We start from the raw sequence: 13,555 nt of genomic DNA, 5'->3' as shown, positions 1-13,555 counted from the left end.
AATACTCATTTTTTTACACCAACTGCATTTCCAATTGATGTTGCCCTTTATATGGGACTCCGGCTTTACACAGCTCAGGTAGGTTTGCCTTAACCAGCGCCTCAGCAAACGGTGGAGGTACAGAATTCCCGCAGCGTGCAACCTGGGCTGACTTTGGATAGCGCCTGCCGATTGCGTCACGATCGATGATATACTCTGCTGGGAACCCTTGTGCTGCAAAGAGCTCATGCGGCTCGAGCATTCGCATACCGATGTCAACGATCTGGAAATCTTGGCCCTCCACCGTAACCAACCCAAAACGATCTTTGGTCACCACTGTATGCAAGGGGTCCGTAAGCTCTTGACCAGTCCCGGAACCATAGTAGGCCATGAGGAACGCTCTGACCTCACCCACATGCAACCCCCCAGCCGTAATAGTCGGCATCGGATCCGTAACCGGCTGGCCATCCTGGCATGTGCCGCGTAGTTTGATCAAGCTGCTTGTTACCAGTGCGGACTTTCCGCCACCTCCTGCCGTCACCGTACCGATCGGTTTATAAACCGAGCTGCCTACAGATTCGCCAAAATGCCGGGCGATATGAGCCATGACCACGGAGTTGTGATTGATCGTGGTAACTGTCGGCAGTGGCGCCTTCATTTCTGCACCCGGACCATTGTAATTTCCACCGAAGTGCTTTGCCAGGAAAGCTGCAACCAAACCGTATCGGTTCGAGGTATCCAGCGTTAATATCGGCCTATCCATTGTCTGGCCACGTGCGTCGTGACTCGCCGTCTCGCTGTGGTACTGCGCGAGGAACGGGGCAACCAAGAGATGCTCCGCCTTGGTTGTAATCGTGGTTAGAGGCTCGTCTACCTTGTACTGCAGCCTGTCACCGCCAAAACCCGTCTGCCCGATACGGACGATGAACGGCTCGGGGGTATCGATCACGAACCGCTTGATCCCCCGAGCAATCCGCCGCAGTGTATTCTCCGCCAACGGTCGACTGCGCTCGAAGATGCTTGGGCAGGGAATCGACCAGTCAATAATCTCCGCCGCAGTACGCCATGGTTTTAGCTTCTTCGCTTTTACCGGCAGACTGTTAGGATTCCCGTGTGTTGGCAGCGGCCAGACGATCGGCCGGCCGTCGCATCGGGCAATCAGGAATAGCCTTTTTCGAATGGTGGGGGCTCCGTAATCGCAGGCCCGCAGTTCTCTCCAATCCACCTGGTACCCCTGTCTCTGAAGCGCATTAACGAAGGATCTGAATGTTCGTCCCCTCTGCTTCTGATCCGGCCGACCATCTTTTAACGGCCCCCAGGTTGTAAACTCCTCAACATTCTCAAGCATAATTACCCGGGGACGAACCGTTGCGGCCCACCGCAATGCCACCCACGCGAGACCTCGTATCTTCTTTTCGACCGGTTTACCACCTTTGGCTTTGGAAAAATGCTTGCAGTCAGGGCTGAGCCAGCACAATGCTACTTGCCGTCCGGCAGCTGCCTTTCTGGGATCTACATCCCACACCGACTCGCAGTAATGTTCAGTCTCCGGGTGGTTCACTTCGTGCATTGCGATGGCAGCTGGGTCATGGTTAATAGCTACATCGACGCTCCGACCGATAGCCAGCTCAATACCTGTGCTTGCTCCGCCGCCACCTGCAAAGTTATCAACTACAATTTCCCGAAGCAGTTGCATCCGCGCTTCCTCCTTCGCTCTCCATCATCTTAAGCAATTGCTCCCTATCGATGTTGGTAAACCGGATAACATCCTCGATCGTCAGCTCCTTGTTCCTCACCCCGAGGATCAACCCGTGTATCCTGGCCGCCAGCACCACCTGACGGTCCACCTTTAAGAGACGATCAATCCGTTCGGCATGCTCCTGGACTTCAGCACTCATTCGATTCGCTCCCCTTCCCCTTAACTGCTTCCATCCTGGTGTAAAGCTCCTTCACAGCCTGCTCGTTCCCTGTAAGCCGGCTAAGCTCGCGTTCAAGCTCAACGATATGCAATGCTTGCTGCTCGACGGTGTCAAAAAGATTCTTCAAGTCATCTACCCGAACCAGCTGCACGGTGATCCCACTCGTGATAATGATTCTGGTACCTTCCTGAAGCTCCTGAATTTGTTCCAGCACTGACATGAGACATAACCTCCATTACCGTGTATTTGTCAAAACCGCTGCCGCGGCCCGTTCAAGCGCATAATTGAGCTGAAAACGAGTCATACCGAACTCTCGAGCCAGAATGGATCTGGGTCTATGACGGTTTGCATGTAATCGTTCCAGATCATGCCGGTTAAGTTCAATCTTCAGTGTCCTGAGAAGTGGATCCTCGTCACTCAACACATATGCACGTTGCAGAATACTTTTGGATGTGCGGACCTCATTGGAGATATCTGCTGCAGTAAACCAGGACTGCCCCTTCCTCTCCGTTCTCACTACGAGGCCGCACTGGATGAGCACTCTTACGTACTGGCGGATGCTTGAATGGGCTATGTCCGTTTTGAACAGTATTTCCTTGTACGTGTACTTCCCCGTCTTAAGAAACTCATATAGCACGGCTTGTCCCTTAGTGAGCACTGGAGTTAAATCTTCCTGTCTCTCCTCCACACGTCATCCCCCCGGTTACACAAAGTATCTCTCACGTCTAATTCGCTCTTTCCATTCAGCCGGCATACCTTGCCCATTCGTCTCATAATATCGCTGACCCTTTACGAATGACACGAATACTCTCTTGGCTCCATCAAAATAAAAACCGTTCAGACTATCGTCCGCCTGCCTCACTTCACTGGCCTCCAGCTCGTTCAGCAGATCATCAATGGTCACTTGATTCTCTTCCCGGTACTCCTCCATGGCCTGTCTCCTTACTGCGTTGTTACTTTCAATAGCAATGTCCGAATCTCTGCCGCATACGGCTTCAGGTACTTGTCCTTCATCTCGTCATAAAACTCCTGAGACGGCCAAGCGCTGTCTGGACTCAGCAGGATCGGCTCCAGCCGGCTGCCATGATGCGTCCAGCGAATAATCGTCCCAATACTCCGGATCGTCCAGAGCCTAAAACTGAGCTCCAGCGCCTTCCTGCGGTCCGGGAGGAAAATACACTCACGAATTAACCGGCTCCATAGCTTGCTGTCCTTCTCGAGATCTGGCCGCGGATCCGTAAGGAGAAAAGCGTAATCACTCTCAACCAGCGGCTGGGGCATGCTTCGTTCTCCACTTGGTTTCATACTGTGTCCAGGCATCTTCGAACTCCTTGTCCGTCATGGGAGCAAGCTTGTCCATCGTGCGGGCCATGTCCCTGGTCTCCCGGAACGCTTCACGTGTAAGCATCTTCGGAGGCTGTGTCGTCCCGGCCAACGGCAGGTGCGGCTTGCTTCGCTGGGTTCGGGCAGAATTCCGGCCATTTTTGGCCGCCTGCTGCTTCTTCCGTTTGGCCTCTTCCCTTGTGCCGATTCCTTCTCTCTCCCACCGTTCAGCAATGGTCTCCAGGAAGCGGATATTCGGCTTCCCGTTTGAGCTCTCACCAGCCTCAAGCAGCAGCTCCTTGACGAACTCCTCCGGATGCCCCTTGTCCATAAGCTTCACGATGAACCCGCTGATCAATGGGGGCATGGACAGATTCCCGAATACGGTCACATAGACATCCAAGATGGACTGTGCAAAAGCAGATGCAGCCGAAGCTTTAGGATCCGAGACTGCCCCCACCTCGGATGCTGCTTGCTCCTGTGATGTGCTTGGGTCATCGTCTTCTTCTGTGGGTTCTGTATGGTTAGGTAATGTATTGTTAGGTACGGTACGGTTAGGTACGGTACGTGCGCCGTCTTCCGACTGTCCGTCGGACGTCACGCGGACATCCTTGGACGCTCGCCGAGATTTCCGCTTCCTCTCCCGGTCCTCTTCGCGCTTTTCCAAGAGACGTCCGGCATAGTCATACCAATCATGCAGCCGAAGCTCCCCGGACGTCTCGTCCTCGTCCACCCAACCAGACTCCGTCAATGCGTGAATGAAATCGTCAGCTTCCGCTTCCGACATTGCGGCTTCGGCGATATCCTCCCTGTCATATCTGGACAGATTCCCATCCGGTGCAAAATCAAGCGCCCACCACCACAACAGGTGAAGGTGGCCGATCGCAGCCGGTACAGTAACCCTCAGCTTACGGGCAAGCTTCTTCGTCTTCGGATGTCTGGCGAGCTCCTGGTGACTCTCAATCCACATACGGCGGCCCCCATCCGTACCGGGCAGCAAACACAGCCTCGTGTGCCCGATGAAAATTCGATTTTGACTGCCTTAATCGCTGTGCCAGGACTTGATACTGACGGGACCGATAATCGGTCCCTGTCACCTGCTTCTCCGCTGCTCGGGCCAAGAGCTCGAGCTCCTGACCGTCGAATTCCAAGCAAGCTTTGGCTGGAAACATCCACTTCCACGCCCCTTTCGTTATTCCGCTAGGTCCAGCACCTGAATCACGGCTGCTCGTCCTGCACGAATAGCAACAGCGGCGCCGCGCCACTTCAGAAAATCAAACGGTGACTCTGTATGCGCCCACTTCACCTTCCGGTAAATCTCCGGATGGGCCAGTACGTAGCAAGCTGCAGCATACTCCCTGTCTTGATATGAGCCGAACTGGATAAGCAGCTTGCCGAAGTTAGAGCGATGCTCGGTATTAACAAAATGGATGCCAGGCATCAAGCACCCCCTCCTTGCCAATCTCATCAGCAGCAGGTATACTGGTCTCAAGGTTTTTAACAAATGAAGCAGTTACGATGAAGTCGCCCCGCCAGGCGGCTTTTTCGTTGTTATTGGACCTACCCGATTCGTTGGCCTTAAAAGCAGCAGCCATACGAGACACCTCACTGGCCTTCAAAATCCCCGTTGCAAACACCGCCCCTGAGCTTAATCCACGTTGTTGAAGCATCTTCGCAAAATTACCTTTCACCGCGCTTCACCTCCGCTTCGTGCTTTTCAATCATTCTCTTTCGGTCGATCCCGAACTCTTCTTCGAGAACTCCCTGCAGGACTATGGCCTTCTCCATGACGTCTCGCATCTCTTGCCATACACGTTCGGCACTCTCTCTCCTCTTCTCAGGATCGATGTGCTTTGCCATGACCAGTCCTCCTAATGCTTGTTCCAGCTCGTTAATCTCTTTTAGCAACACATCTTTTAGTGCAGCTGGGTGAAGGTCGAGGTTTGGAAGATCGTCCAGGATGTTAGAAATGAACCCATCTGTTCGTTCGTCCGCGATTTTTAAAGCGAACTTCCAGCACATCCGCGCGAGTACTGGTTCCAATGCCGGCGGAAGTTCGCGGCTACCGGATTCTACCTTTGCGAGTGTTGTACGATCCATGGGGAGCCTTTTGGCAAGTTCACCCTGGGTCAATCGGTTGACCTTACGATAGTCATGAATCACTTGACCGATGCTCATAGTTAACATTCCCTTCACAAATAGTGGGTTATTGTGTCAACAAAGTCACCAAAGGGGACTCGATATGTGACAGCAGTTAGGTATACTATTGAGATGAACAAACCGGTACTTTCCCGATCTTCCTTGCTAACCTGCTACCGCAGAGTCGGTAGTAGGTTTCTTTTACGTCGGCCTTCCCTTTTGGTAGCCTTCCTTTCTTCCGCGATCGCCTTGTTTTTCTGAATGCTAAGATACATTCTTTCGAGGAGATCCCTAGAAAAGACTGACACGGGAATCTCTACATGCGTCGCCATTTCTCCATTAATTAATATTTGATTCATGAGAACCTCCTCTATGCGGTTTGAGTCGTCTTTTGTACTACATGTAGTACATTATCCACAAAAAAAATCTCCCTAGCATCCTTATTAAAGAAATGACTAACTTTCAATAGTAACTCTGCAGATGGGGTCCCTCCATTCATTACTCTGTAGATAGAACCACGCGAGACTTTTAGCTCCTTTGCAATATCTGTAATGCTTAGATTCTGCGCTTCTATGAGGGGTTGGAGATTATTTTTCAAGAATTTCACCTCTCGTCTTTTTTGTACTACAAATAACACAATAAAAATGTACTACTTATAGTACATTTTGTCAACACTATAGTTCGTTGTTTTTTAATCAACTTGTAGTACACTATGTATTATAAGTCGTACAAAAAAACAAAATATTAATAATAAATAGGTGTAACCAGAGAGGAGGGAGCCTTAAGTGACAGAACTGGCTGAAACGCTTAGAAAATTACGTGGAAGATTAAGCCTCAGAGAAGCTGCAAAGAGAAGTGGATTGAGTTACACATACATTGGATCTTTAGAGGCAGGCAAACATCCACGTACTGGAGAACCAATAAAACCATCACCGGAAAGCCTGAAAGCACTTTCTAAAGCTTATAACTGCTCTTATAGTGAATTAATGAAAATTGCAGGTTATTTAGATTCAGAAAACCCTGGAGAAGCTAACAATGATTTACTAACACAAAAAAAGAACGAATTAATTGATAAAATCTTTTCCCTCCCCGAGGCAGAACAAAAATTAATTGAAAACATGATTTCTACTCTATATGAAAAGAATAAGGATCATTAGAAGGTAAAGTGAATATTACATAGCCCGATATAGGTCTTCAATTGTTGGAGCTAGGGAAACCAATTTAGGATTATTGCTATCTAAAATTAAAATTAATAATTGAGAGACTTGTTCTTTTGTTGCCATTTGAATAAATACCCTGATCAAGCAGGTTTTCTCTGTCTCCATAGTCATCCACTCCTGTTTCATTTCCTTTTTATGTATGTTTCCTCAATAATATCAGAACATTAGTTCGCATTACAATGATTTCCACCAAAAATGAGACCCACTTATATCATGACCATAATAAATATAAGCCGCATCCAATGGTGGATTAGCGGCTTTATTTTTGTTTTTCTTACATTTGCCCAACATCCATACATTGGGTAATAAAGTACAAGGAGGAGATAACGGATGCAGATAAGAAGGGGAGGTACACGTGATCCACTTCAGCAGGGTGACTTGATCGAGGTGCACTACGAAATGGATGAAGGAGAATTGCAGCTACAGGCCCGATTCGTTGAATACAGTATTATGACGGAAGACATGACCGGCGTAGGTTTCATTCGTGTTCAATCTGAAGATGGCAACGAGAAGATTTGGATCAACCTGGATACAGTGAAGTCGATTCGTAGGATCGGCCCCGGCAATTGAGAAATTCTTCAACTTAGCGGAACTTGAGATAAACATGGAGGTCGTCCCCCCACCAGGTGATGGGGTCTCTTCTCTTGCGCTGCGTAAACCGACAGGGTTAATTCGGAAGGAACGTTAGTTGAATACAAAGAGGCTGCCGCGGGCAGCCTTGCTTTAAGGTAGCTAAAAGGCTATCTAAGCTTTATAAATCCACGTTTTGCTCTCGGCAACCCCAATCATTAATTGCAATAAAGATGGCCTTAACGGGGTAATACCAGCGTAGGCTGTCACCCTGGGGCCAACATCTGGGTTTTGTAAGTTAAACAATTTAATTCGATCTACTTTTAGTTCTGTGTCAGCTTCGCTGGTATTGGACCTACTTTTGGACATTAGCGTTGACCATATAACCCAAATCATTCATTAATTAACTTTGCGTTGTACATATTGTGATTACCCAATTTAATTTCGATCTTACTGCTACCGAGCTTTTTCATATCCTTGTAGGCGCTTATCTCAAGTATACTTTCATCCACTATTTTTTGATCACCAACTACCACAGGAGTCCAGTAAATCGTATCGCCTGACTTAAAGGTCGCGACCTTCCCCTGCGATCTTACCTTGAAATCTTCCTTATTATCCCATAATAACAGCTCCCCCTCTGATGTTCGTACTTCAATTTTATCTGCTTCTTTAGAAACAATTGTTACAGGAAAGCCTGGCACACTGCTCATAAACGATGAGTATTGACCAAGCGGGAAATCTACATCAGGTTTTACCACCAGAGGAGCACCGTCTGCCGCGTAAGCAGTAATCACGAACCCACTAAATAATGTAGATGGATTATCATGATTCTTATCATGAAGTATAAGTGGTCCACCAATGGCAAGAAGTAATATAGCAATACAGGAAACGGCAATCATTGCGACCTTTCTGCGAAATGCTCGTGTTTCGCGCTGAAGAACAGCAGTACTCATGCTAGCATTATTGATGATTGTTTGTTTAAGTTCATCGTCTACTTTTATTTCGTTCATTTCGTTCACATACTTTGTTCTCATCGTCATCGTCAAATCCTCCTATTATCTTTGCCTTCAGAAGTTCTTTCGCTCGCTTTAGTTGTGTCCGGACCGTGTTCTCGTTTATGTTTAGAAGCTCGGCAATCTCGGATGTTTTGTAGCCTTCATAATAATAAAGATGAATGACCATCCGGTATTTCCGAGGAAGCGTAAGAACAAGGGACACGATCTCCATACTCTCTGGATGGTTATCTGGCAGAGGTGCCACCTCCAGGGGTGAGAACCATCTCTTCCATGGACTTCTGATTACGTCTCTGCAAGTATTAATGGTTACACGAATTATCCAAGCTTTCTCATGTTCCACATCGCTAAAGGGGCGTTGATGCCTGAAAAGCTTGATATATACTTCCTGACATACATCCTGCGCATCTGCCAGGTTTCCGAGATGGGTTAATGCCAAGCGCAGCACCATATCGGCGTATTTGTTCACCAAGATTGCTAAGTGTTCATTCCTGCCTACCTCCAAGCTTCCCAATTATTCCACTCCTTTCACCTTTAACACGTTCAAACAAAGGGAAATGTTTCATTTCACTAAAATAATTTCTCCGACTTCGTAAAGCGATGGGACGTTTCCGCAGAAATAATTTACTAGCAAGCAGTCTCGGCATTTTCTCAGCAAATTCAGACCTATGCAGGCAGCTTGAATTAGCAGACATCGACGACTATCAAGCACAGCAACAGGAAGAGCAGACGCAAGCGCTTGTCGAGCAATTGCTGCTTGCGGAAAGCGAAGGGCGCAAGCTAGGGGAAATTCGTTCAACAGGCGTGTGTCAATATATAATACCTTCGCAACCAAGTCATGGAATTCACTCAATAGGTATCGATGTCGTTAGATATTTCTCTATCAAAAGAAAAACGGCTTTTATTTGCGTTGTTTGACCCTAACACTCCACAAGGTGACGCAATTTTTTCGTATATCGACAAGCAAGATGTTTGTTTTCATCAGCAGTATATAATTATTCAAATAGGAGCATTAGACATTATCAACGTAGTCCCAATTCAAAAGGCCTTCCATACAGCTAGATAATCAGGAATAATAACAGGGTGACAGCTATGATGGTGCCACCCCTATACGGTAGGTATGGGCTTTGTGTCTAATAATATGATGCAATAACGCCACTACTTCAAAAAATGCATTTTGTAAGATGCATAAGAGGCCACCCAATTACGGAGTGGCCTCTTAATTAATTCAAAGATTAGGTTATTTGGATTTTACATAGTTCTTGAGATCATCAAATTTACTCTTGACACTGCTAGCCCATTCTTTCTTGCTTTTTCCTGCACTGTCTGACGATACAGACTTATTGCCCTTCAGCAACTCGTCAGCAGCAGGAGCAATTTCTTCGTTTCCTGTAGCGACTTCTTCTAAGATGAATGGTAACGCTGGTGTACCGAGTTCTGTAAGCTCTCTAATTTTTTCTTCTTTAGATTTCGACGATGTAGAAATACTTTTTACAGAAGCAGGAATCTTCTTAAGGTGTTCTTTCCATTTGCCGGAGAAACCATCTCCGGTTTCCCAAGTACTTTCCTGCTTTTGCTTGAGATTAATTTTTGAAATCTTTTCAGCAGCTATTGCAAGGAGGTAGTCCTGAAGAGGGGAACCGGGGCTCTCATCGATCTTTTTTTCGAGTACTGGAAGTACCTCTTCTCCGAGATTTACAATGTTCTCGAATTCAGCACTATCCTTAATGTAATCGTAGGGATTGCTGCTTTTTGCGAGTTCAGTTCTATTCTCAATTTCTTTAGCGAGCTTAGCATTAATACTAACAAGGTTTGTTTCAAGCTGTTTTTCAACAGATGCATTTGCTGATTGATTAAAAATCATGGTAACAGCAAAACTGGCGGCAAATAGTCCCATACCGATAGCTATTTTTTTCATTGTATTCACGCCCTTTGATTTTGTTTAAGAAAGCCTGACATTAGTGCCCTACTGCGTAGGTTTTAATTTTTGGTCCATACCCACCTGAATAGCTGTATGGATCCCAGCTGAGTGACTGAAGTCGTTCTAATTGGCCCCATTTTGCATTAACATAGTTGGAATCTGCAACCCTACCGAAGTGAGTGATGTTTGTGGAAGATGTGCCGTAGGAGATGATTTGTGCTTCAGATGGAAAGGTAGCACCGACGTAGCCTTTACCATAAAGGTAGTTATCAACTTCAGCTGAGGTTGGATTAGAAACCCAAGGCCATACCCACGAAGACTGATTCTGAAGTGCCCAAGCAAGGCAGTTATAACTAGGGGTGGCTGGAGCGAGATAGTTGTAATTGTCGGGTGTTTTCACGATCGCATCATATGTTGCTTTACTTGCAATAAACTGAGGGTCGTTCCAACCGGCAAGGGCCGTAGCGCTTCCTGCCATTACTACAGTGATACCCATTAGAGTGGAAATAATCTTCTTTTTCATCGGATATTACACACCTATCCTTTTTGGGGGATTTTTTCTTGCATCTTTGTTTCCAGAACATTTCGATATTAATGGACTGCTTGCGTTGTTCTGAAAACCTGGGTTTTTTTTACAAATCTGATTCTATCACGAAACAAAATTTAACATAATACGTCTTTAATCCCATTTTATTCTATTTATTTAACACAGTATTTGTAAATTTGTGAAAAATTTTATATTATTAAGTCGAAATGTAGGGTTTTATCTATATCATAAATGGAGAGGAGAGCTACAGCATTGGCCTCCCTCCCTCTAGTCTATAATCGTCACGTCTAGCGTCTGGCGGCGAACTAGCGCGCCTGGTTAACGCTTGGCACTGAGGTCGAGCATTGATTTCCGGTCGATAACCACGGGGCCCGGCAGGATTACCATGAATACGATCAAGGCGATGGCCACGAGAGCCATTACGCCTCGTAAAATTACCTCGAAGTCCAGGGATCCACTGCCACTACTGCCTCCGCAATTCGCCTGCTATATCCTCACTTCCCATTGGACACCGCGCCCAGCTTCCGCTTCTTAATAGAAATCCAGGAGTGCGCGCAGATTGCCGTCAGGACCGGAATGCACGTCGCCCGCATTCGGCAATCCATCCGCGCATCCTCCGCCGGTACGCCAGCGAATCTCAGCGCGTCATACACACGCTGCGCCTCGGCCATAAACCCGTTCATAGAGATTAATCGTCTTAGTCATTAAGCTACCTGGAGACGATAGCTGAATAAATAATATATGAAATGGCTACCAGCTCTACTCGATAGTTTTTTCTTACTATGCTTAAAAGGATAGGCCACTTAAATGCATTACTTACATCCCTCTATTAACTATTGCTTACTATAATTTAAAATGTTTATGCTAATACACTGTTTCTTCTCAGGAGGTCGACGACCATGAAAGGTAAAGCAGCCATTTACACAAGGGTTTCTACTGAAAGACAAGCCGAGGATGGTTTTAGTCTCGATGCTCAACGTGACATCCTCACTGACCTAGTTGAACGTAAGGGCCTGCAGTTGTATCGAATATACTCAGATCCAGGAGTCAGTGGAGGATCTTTTAACCGGCCAGGTGTCCAAGCATTAATAACAGATATGAAAGCGAAGAAATTTGATACAATCCTCATCCATAAGCTGGATCGACTTAGTCGGAATATGGGCGACCTATACGATTTTATTGGGATGGTAAACAAGCTCGATGTTCGATTAATTATTGCTGCTCAAGGTTCAGAAGAGATCGATACAAGGTCACCGATGGGCAAAGCATTTCTTATGTTTTCTGGTATATGGGCAGAGATTTATTTGGACAACCTTCGAGAAGAAACATTAAAGGGGCTCGTTAAAAAAGCACAGCTGGGGGGCAAACATATTTCAAGACCTCCACTCGGTTATAGCTTTGATTCTAACTATAATTTAGTTCTTGTTGAAGATGAAGCCGAACTGATCCGTACGGTGTTCCGACTCTATCTCGAAAAGGGATGGGGTGTTGTGAAGATTGCAAAACACATGAATGAATTTTCACGCGGTAAAGAAGGCGGCCTTTGGGACGGTAAGCGAATTAGGACAATTCTGACCAACCCAACTTATGCCGGTTACAATCATTTTAAACCCGATGCCTGGAGTGATGAAAAACGCATCCTGAATGAAGGCGTTCATGAAGCCATAATAAGTCGTGAGGACTTCGAGAAGGCCCGGAGATTCATTGATCGCCGCGCGAAAGGGGAAATGTCCATGCGATCCTTTGTGTACCCCTATGGCGGTTTAGTGAAGTGTGAAGAGTGTGGTGCAACTTTCTCTGGTAATGCCACTGTTAAGGATGGAAAAATCTACAGGACCTACAGATGCTATAACAATTATGTACGAAATACATGTGATGCCCCCGGCATCTCAGAACGGGCAATAACTAAACTCGTCTTTGACAAAGTTTCACTCATGATGGACAAGCCATTAGATGAGGCCAAGCCTAAAGAAAAACAAAAAAGTAAGAAGGAGAAGTTCAATCTTCAGAAAGAAGTGGAGATAAGTAATAAGAGGCGTAAAAATTGGATGATGGCCTTAGGTGATGGGAATCTGACATCGGAGGCTTACGCCATGCTTATCGAGGAAGAGGACACCCGCATGAAGGGTATATACGCTGCTTTAAGTGAAGAGGATGCACCAGCAGCTACCCCCGAAATTCCCGCGGCTGAGCTCGTTCAAATGGTCGAACATTTAAAAGAAAACTGGGACCTGATCGACGATGAGGTCAAGAAAGAAACCACCCAGAGCATGTTCCGTAAAATAGTCATAAAAAAAGAAAAAGACGGCTGGAGTCTAATTGAGCTCCAAACCGTCTGAACAATTTCTCGACTCTCTTCGCCTTCAACAAAGTACAGCTTTTTTTCTGTACTTTCTTGGAGACGAGGGGAGTCGAACCCCTGTCCGAAGGCAACGCCACACAGGCATCTACGGGTGTAGTCACAGTTTTGATGTCACCCGAGCAGCGCCCCGTAACCGGCTCTGCTTTGGGTCAGCCTGATTGTCTTCTTCAGCTCACCGCAGGCGGAGATGAGACAGCGTATCCCACTAAGGTTGAGCCCCTATCCCGGTACATGGGCGATACAGAGTAGAGGCACGCTCACAGGTTATTAAGCTGCGAAAGCGTAGGTTTGTTTTTGGTTGCCATTTAATAGGCTTTAGCGTTGATGAAGTGGACGCGTCCCCACTACCCGCAACCCGCGCTCGTACTACCCCCGTCGAATCCAGAAACGTCCCCGGATTGGTAGACTATGCGGTCTACTAAAATTGATGCTAGGTTTCTTGCGGCGGTGAATCATTGAATCATTGTTGAATCTTGAGCCGCTTGCGGGAAGCTCGTTACCGCTCATCCCCGGCTGCTTGTTTATTATAGCATACTCTCGGGCGAAAGGAACACCCGACTAT

The 13,555-nt window shown here is 46.8% G+C and carries 20 protein-coding genes and 1 other RNA gene; 4 read left to right on the top strand and 17 right to left on the bottom strand.

Annotated elements, in window-relative coordinates:
- Positions 1–13: 13 nt before the first annotated feature.
- The 11 genes from ACP26L_RS01210 to ACP26L_RS01160 form a co-directional block, all read right to left on the bottom strand.
- Positions 14–1,675 (bottom strand): DNA cytosine methyltransferase, encoded by a 1,662-nt coding sequence (locus tag ACP26L_RS01210; protein ID WP_426450644.1) that lies wholly within the window; start codon positions 1,673–1,675, stop codon positions 14–16.
- Positions 1,647–1,877: a preprotein translocase subunit YajC gene (locus ACP26L_RS01205; protein ID WP_426450642.1), complete on the bottom strand. Its 231-nt coding sequence runs from the start codon at positions 1,875–1,877 to the stop codon at positions 1,647–1,649. Before ACP26L_RS01205 ends, ACP26L_RS01210 begins: the two co-directional genes overlap by 29 nt.
- Positions 1,867–2,118: a hypothetical protein gene (locus ACP26L_RS01200; RefSeq protein WP_426450641.1), complete on the bottom strand. Its 252-nt coding sequence runs from the start codon at positions 2,116–2,118 to the stop codon at positions 1,867–1,869. Before ACP26L_RS01200 ends, ACP26L_RS01205 begins: the two co-directional genes overlap by 11 nt.
- 15 nt (positions 2,119–2,133) lie before the next feature.
- Positions 2,134–2,586 (bottom strand): hypothetical protein, encoded by a 453-nt coding sequence (locus tag ACP26L_RS01195; RefSeq protein WP_426450640.1) that lies wholly within the window; start codon positions 2,584–2,586, stop codon positions 2,134–2,136.
- A 15-nt stretch (positions 2,587–2,601) separates the two neighbouring features.
- Complete coding sequence (locus ACP26L_RS01190) at positions 2,602–2,829, bottom strand: hypothetical protein (RefSeq protein ID WP_013914929.1); 228 nt, start codon at positions 2,827–2,829, stop codon at positions 2,602–2,604.
- A gap of 11 nt (positions 2,830–2,840) precedes the next feature.
- Complete coding sequence (locus tag ACP26L_RS01185; protein WP_426450638.1) at positions 2,841–3,203, bottom strand: hypothetical protein; 363 nt, start codon at positions 3,201–3,203, stop codon at positions 2,841–2,843.
- Positions 3,160–4,191 carry a DnaD domain protein gene (locus ACP26L_RS01180; protein WP_426450637.1) on the bottom strand — a complete coding sequence of 344 codons (1,032 nt, stop codon included), beginning with the start codon at positions 4,189–4,191 and terminating at the stop codon, positions 3,160–3,162. Before ACP26L_RS01180 ends, ACP26L_RS01185 begins: the two co-directional genes overlap by 44 nt.
- A 222-nt stretch (positions 4,192–4,413) precedes the next feature.
- On the bottom strand, positions 4,414–4,662 hold the full coding sequence (locus ACP26L_RS01175; protein ID WP_426450635.1) for a DUF2538 family protein: 249 nt from the start codon (positions 4,660–4,662) through the stop codon (positions 4,414–4,416).
- Entirely contained in the window at positions 4,640–4,912 is a 273-nt protein-coding gene (locus tag ACP26L_RS01170) for a hypothetical protein (protein ID WP_426450634.1), read from the bottom strand. Before ACP26L_RS01170 ends, ACP26L_RS01175 begins: the two co-directional genes overlap by 23 nt.
- A complete protein-coding gene (locus ACP26L_RS01165; protein ID WP_426450633.1) occupies positions 4,902–5,399 on the bottom strand; it encodes a helix-turn-helix domain-containing protein in 498 nt (165 codons plus the stop codon). Before ACP26L_RS01165 ends, ACP26L_RS01170 begins: the two co-directional genes overlap by 11 nt.
- A gap of 331 nt (positions 5,400–5,730) precedes the next feature.
- The gene (locus ACP26L_RS01160; RefSeq protein WP_426454780.1) at positions 5,731–5,967 is read right to left on the bottom strand and encodes a helix-turn-helix transcriptional regulator; all 237 of its coding nucleotides are present in this window, start codon (positions 5,965–5,967) and stop codon (positions 5,731–5,733) included.
- 178 nt (positions 5,968–6,145) lie between these two features.
- Between ACP26L_RS01160 and ACP26L_RS01155 the strand changes: the two genes are divergently transcribed.
- Positions 6,146–6,517: a helix-turn-helix domain-containing protein gene (locus ACP26L_RS01155; protein ID WP_426450632.1), complete on the top strand. Its 372-nt coding sequence runs from the start codon at positions 6,146–6,148 to the stop codon at positions 6,515–6,517.
- Positions 6,518–6,532: 15 nt separating this feature from the next.
- On the opposite strand, the gene ACP26L_RS01150 is transcribed toward ACP26L_RS01155, so the two are convergent.
- Complete coding sequence (locus ACP26L_RS01150; RefSeq protein ID WP_426450631.1) at positions 6,533–6,685, bottom strand: hypothetical protein; 153 nt, start codon at positions 6,683–6,685, stop codon at positions 6,533–6,535.
- A gap of 225 nt (positions 6,686–6,910) precedes the next feature.
- Between ACP26L_RS01150 and ACP26L_RS01145 the strand changes: the two genes are divergently transcribed.
- Positions 6,911–7,150, top strand: coding sequence for a hypothetical protein (locus tag ACP26L_RS01145; protein WP_426450630.1), 240 nt, complete (start codon positions 6,911–6,913; stop codon positions 7,148–7,150).
- A gap of 392 nt (positions 7,151–7,542) precedes the next feature.
- Here ACP26L_RS01145 and ACP26L_RS01140 read toward each other — a convergent pair whose 3' ends face one another.
- Entirely contained in the window at positions 7,543–8,190 is a 648-nt protein-coding gene (locus ACP26L_RS01140) for a hypothetical protein (protein WP_426450629.1), read from the bottom strand.
- Complete coding sequence (locus ACP26L_RS01135; protein WP_426450628.1) at positions 8,135–8,677, bottom strand: RNA polymerase sigma factor; 543 nt, start codon at positions 8,675–8,677, stop codon at positions 8,135–8,137. The genes ACP26L_RS01140 and ACP26L_RS01135 overlap by 56 nt, the downstream gene beginning before the upstream one ends.
- Before the next feature lie 86 nt (positions 8,678–8,763).
- Between ACP26L_RS01135 and ACP26L_RS01130 the strand changes: the two genes are divergently transcribed.
- Entirely contained in the window at positions 8,764–9,081 is a 318-nt protein-coding gene (locus ACP26L_RS01130; protein WP_426450626.1) for a hypothetical protein, read from the top strand.
- A gap of 322 nt (positions 9,082–9,403) precedes the next feature.
- Here ACP26L_RS01130 and ACP26L_RS01125 read toward each other — a convergent pair whose 3' ends face one another.
- Positions 9,404–10,081 carry a hypothetical protein gene (locus ACP26L_RS01125; protein ID WP_426450625.1) on the bottom strand — a complete coding sequence of 226 codons (678 nt, stop codon included), beginning with the start codon at positions 10,079–10,081 and terminating at the stop codon, positions 9,404–9,406.
- A 40-nt stretch (positions 10,082–10,121) separates the two neighbouring features.
- Positions 10,122–10,607, bottom strand: coding sequence for a DUF7689 domain-containing protein (locus ACP26L_RS01120; protein ID WP_426450624.1), 486 nt, complete (start codon positions 10,605–10,607; stop codon positions 10,122–10,124).
- A gap of 923 nt (positions 10,608–11,530) precedes the next feature.
- On the opposite strand from ACP26L_RS01120, the gene ACP26L_RS01115 reads away from it, so the two are divergent.
- Positions 11,531–12,970: a recombinase family protein gene (locus tag ACP26L_RS01115; protein ID WP_426450623.1), complete on the top strand. Its 1,440-nt coding sequence runs from the start codon at positions 11,531–11,533 to the stop codon at positions 12,968–12,970.
- A 56-nt stretch (positions 12,971–13,026) separates the two neighbouring features.
- On the opposite strand, the gene ssrA is transcribed toward ACP26L_RS01115, so the two are convergent.
- Positions 13,027–13,388: a transfer-messenger RNA gene (ssrA, locus tag ACP26L_RS01110) on the bottom strand.
- Positions 13,389–13,555: the final 167 nt, after the last annotated feature.

Source organism: Paenibacillus sp. S-38 (assembly GCF_049942825.1).
In the GTDB taxonomy this organism is placed as follows: domain Bacteria; phylum Bacillota; class Bacilli; order Paenibacillales; family NBRC-103111; genus Paenibacillus_G.
The sequence above is the reverse complement of the archived record's forward strand: the minus strand, read 5'-3'. Positions and strand labels throughout refer to the sequence as shown.

Bases quoted from the DNA above. Each gene is read 5' to 3' on its own strand.
- ACP26L_RS01210 (WP_426450644.1), bottom strand. From the start codon at position 1,675: ATGCAACTGCTTCGGGAAATTGTAGTTGATAACTTTGCAGGTGGCGGC.
- ACP26L_RS01140 (WP_426450629.1), bottom strand. From the start codon at position 8,190: ATGACGATGAGAACAAAGTATGTGAACGAAATGAACGAAATAAAAGTA.
- ACP26L_RS01130 (WP_426450626.1), top strand. From the start codon at position 8,764: ATGGGACGTTTCCGCAGAAATAATTTACTAGCAAGCAGTCTCGGCATT.
- ACP26L_RS01200 (WP_426450641.1), bottom strand. From the start codon at position 2,118: ATGTCAGTGCTGGAACAAATTCAGGAGCTTCAGGAAGGTACCAGAATC.
- ACP26L_RS01150 (WP_426450631.1), bottom strand. From the start codon at position 6,685: ATGGAGACAGAGAAAACCTGCTTGATCAGGGTATTTATTCAAATGGCA.
- ACP26L_RS01165 (WP_426450633.1), bottom strand. From the start codon at position 5,399: ATGAGCATCGGTCAAGTGATTCATGACTATCGTAAGGTCAACCGATTG.
- ACP26L_RS01120 (WP_426450624.1), bottom strand. From the start codon at position 10,607: ATGAAAAAGAAGATTATTTCCACTCTAATGGGTATCACTGTAGTAATG.
- ACP26L_RS01205 (WP_426450642.1), bottom strand. From the start codon at position 1,877: ATGAGTGCTGAAGTCCAGGAGCATGCCGAACGGATTGATCGTCTCTTA.
- ACP26L_RS01190 (WP_013914929.1), bottom strand. From the start codon at position 2,829: ATGGAGGAGTACCGGGAAGAGAATCAAGTGACCATTGATGATCTGCTG.
- ACP26L_RS01185 (WP_426450638.1), bottom strand. From the start codon at position 3,203: ATGAAACCAAGTGGAGAACGAAGCATGCCCCAGCCGCTGGTTGAGAGT.
- ACP26L_RS01175 (WP_426450635.1), bottom strand. From the start codon at position 4,662: ATGCCTGGCATCCATTTTGTTAATACCGAGCATCGCTCTAACTTCGGC.
- ACP26L_RS01115 (WP_426450623.1), top strand. From the start codon at position 11,531: ATGAAAGGTAAAGCAGCCATTTACACAAGGGTTTCTACTGAAAGACAA.
- ACP26L_RS01125 (WP_426450625.1), bottom strand. From the start codon at position 10,081: ATGAAAAAAATAGCTATCGGTATGGGACTATTTGCCGCCAGTTTTGCT.
- ACP26L_RS01180 (WP_426450637.1), bottom strand. From the start codon at position 4,191: ATGTGGATTGAGAGTCACCAGGAGCTCGCCAGACATCCGAAGACGAAG.
- ACP26L_RS01145 (WP_426450630.1), top strand. From the start codon at position 6,911: ATGCAGATAAGAAGGGGAGGTACACGTGATCCACTTCAGCAGGGTGAC.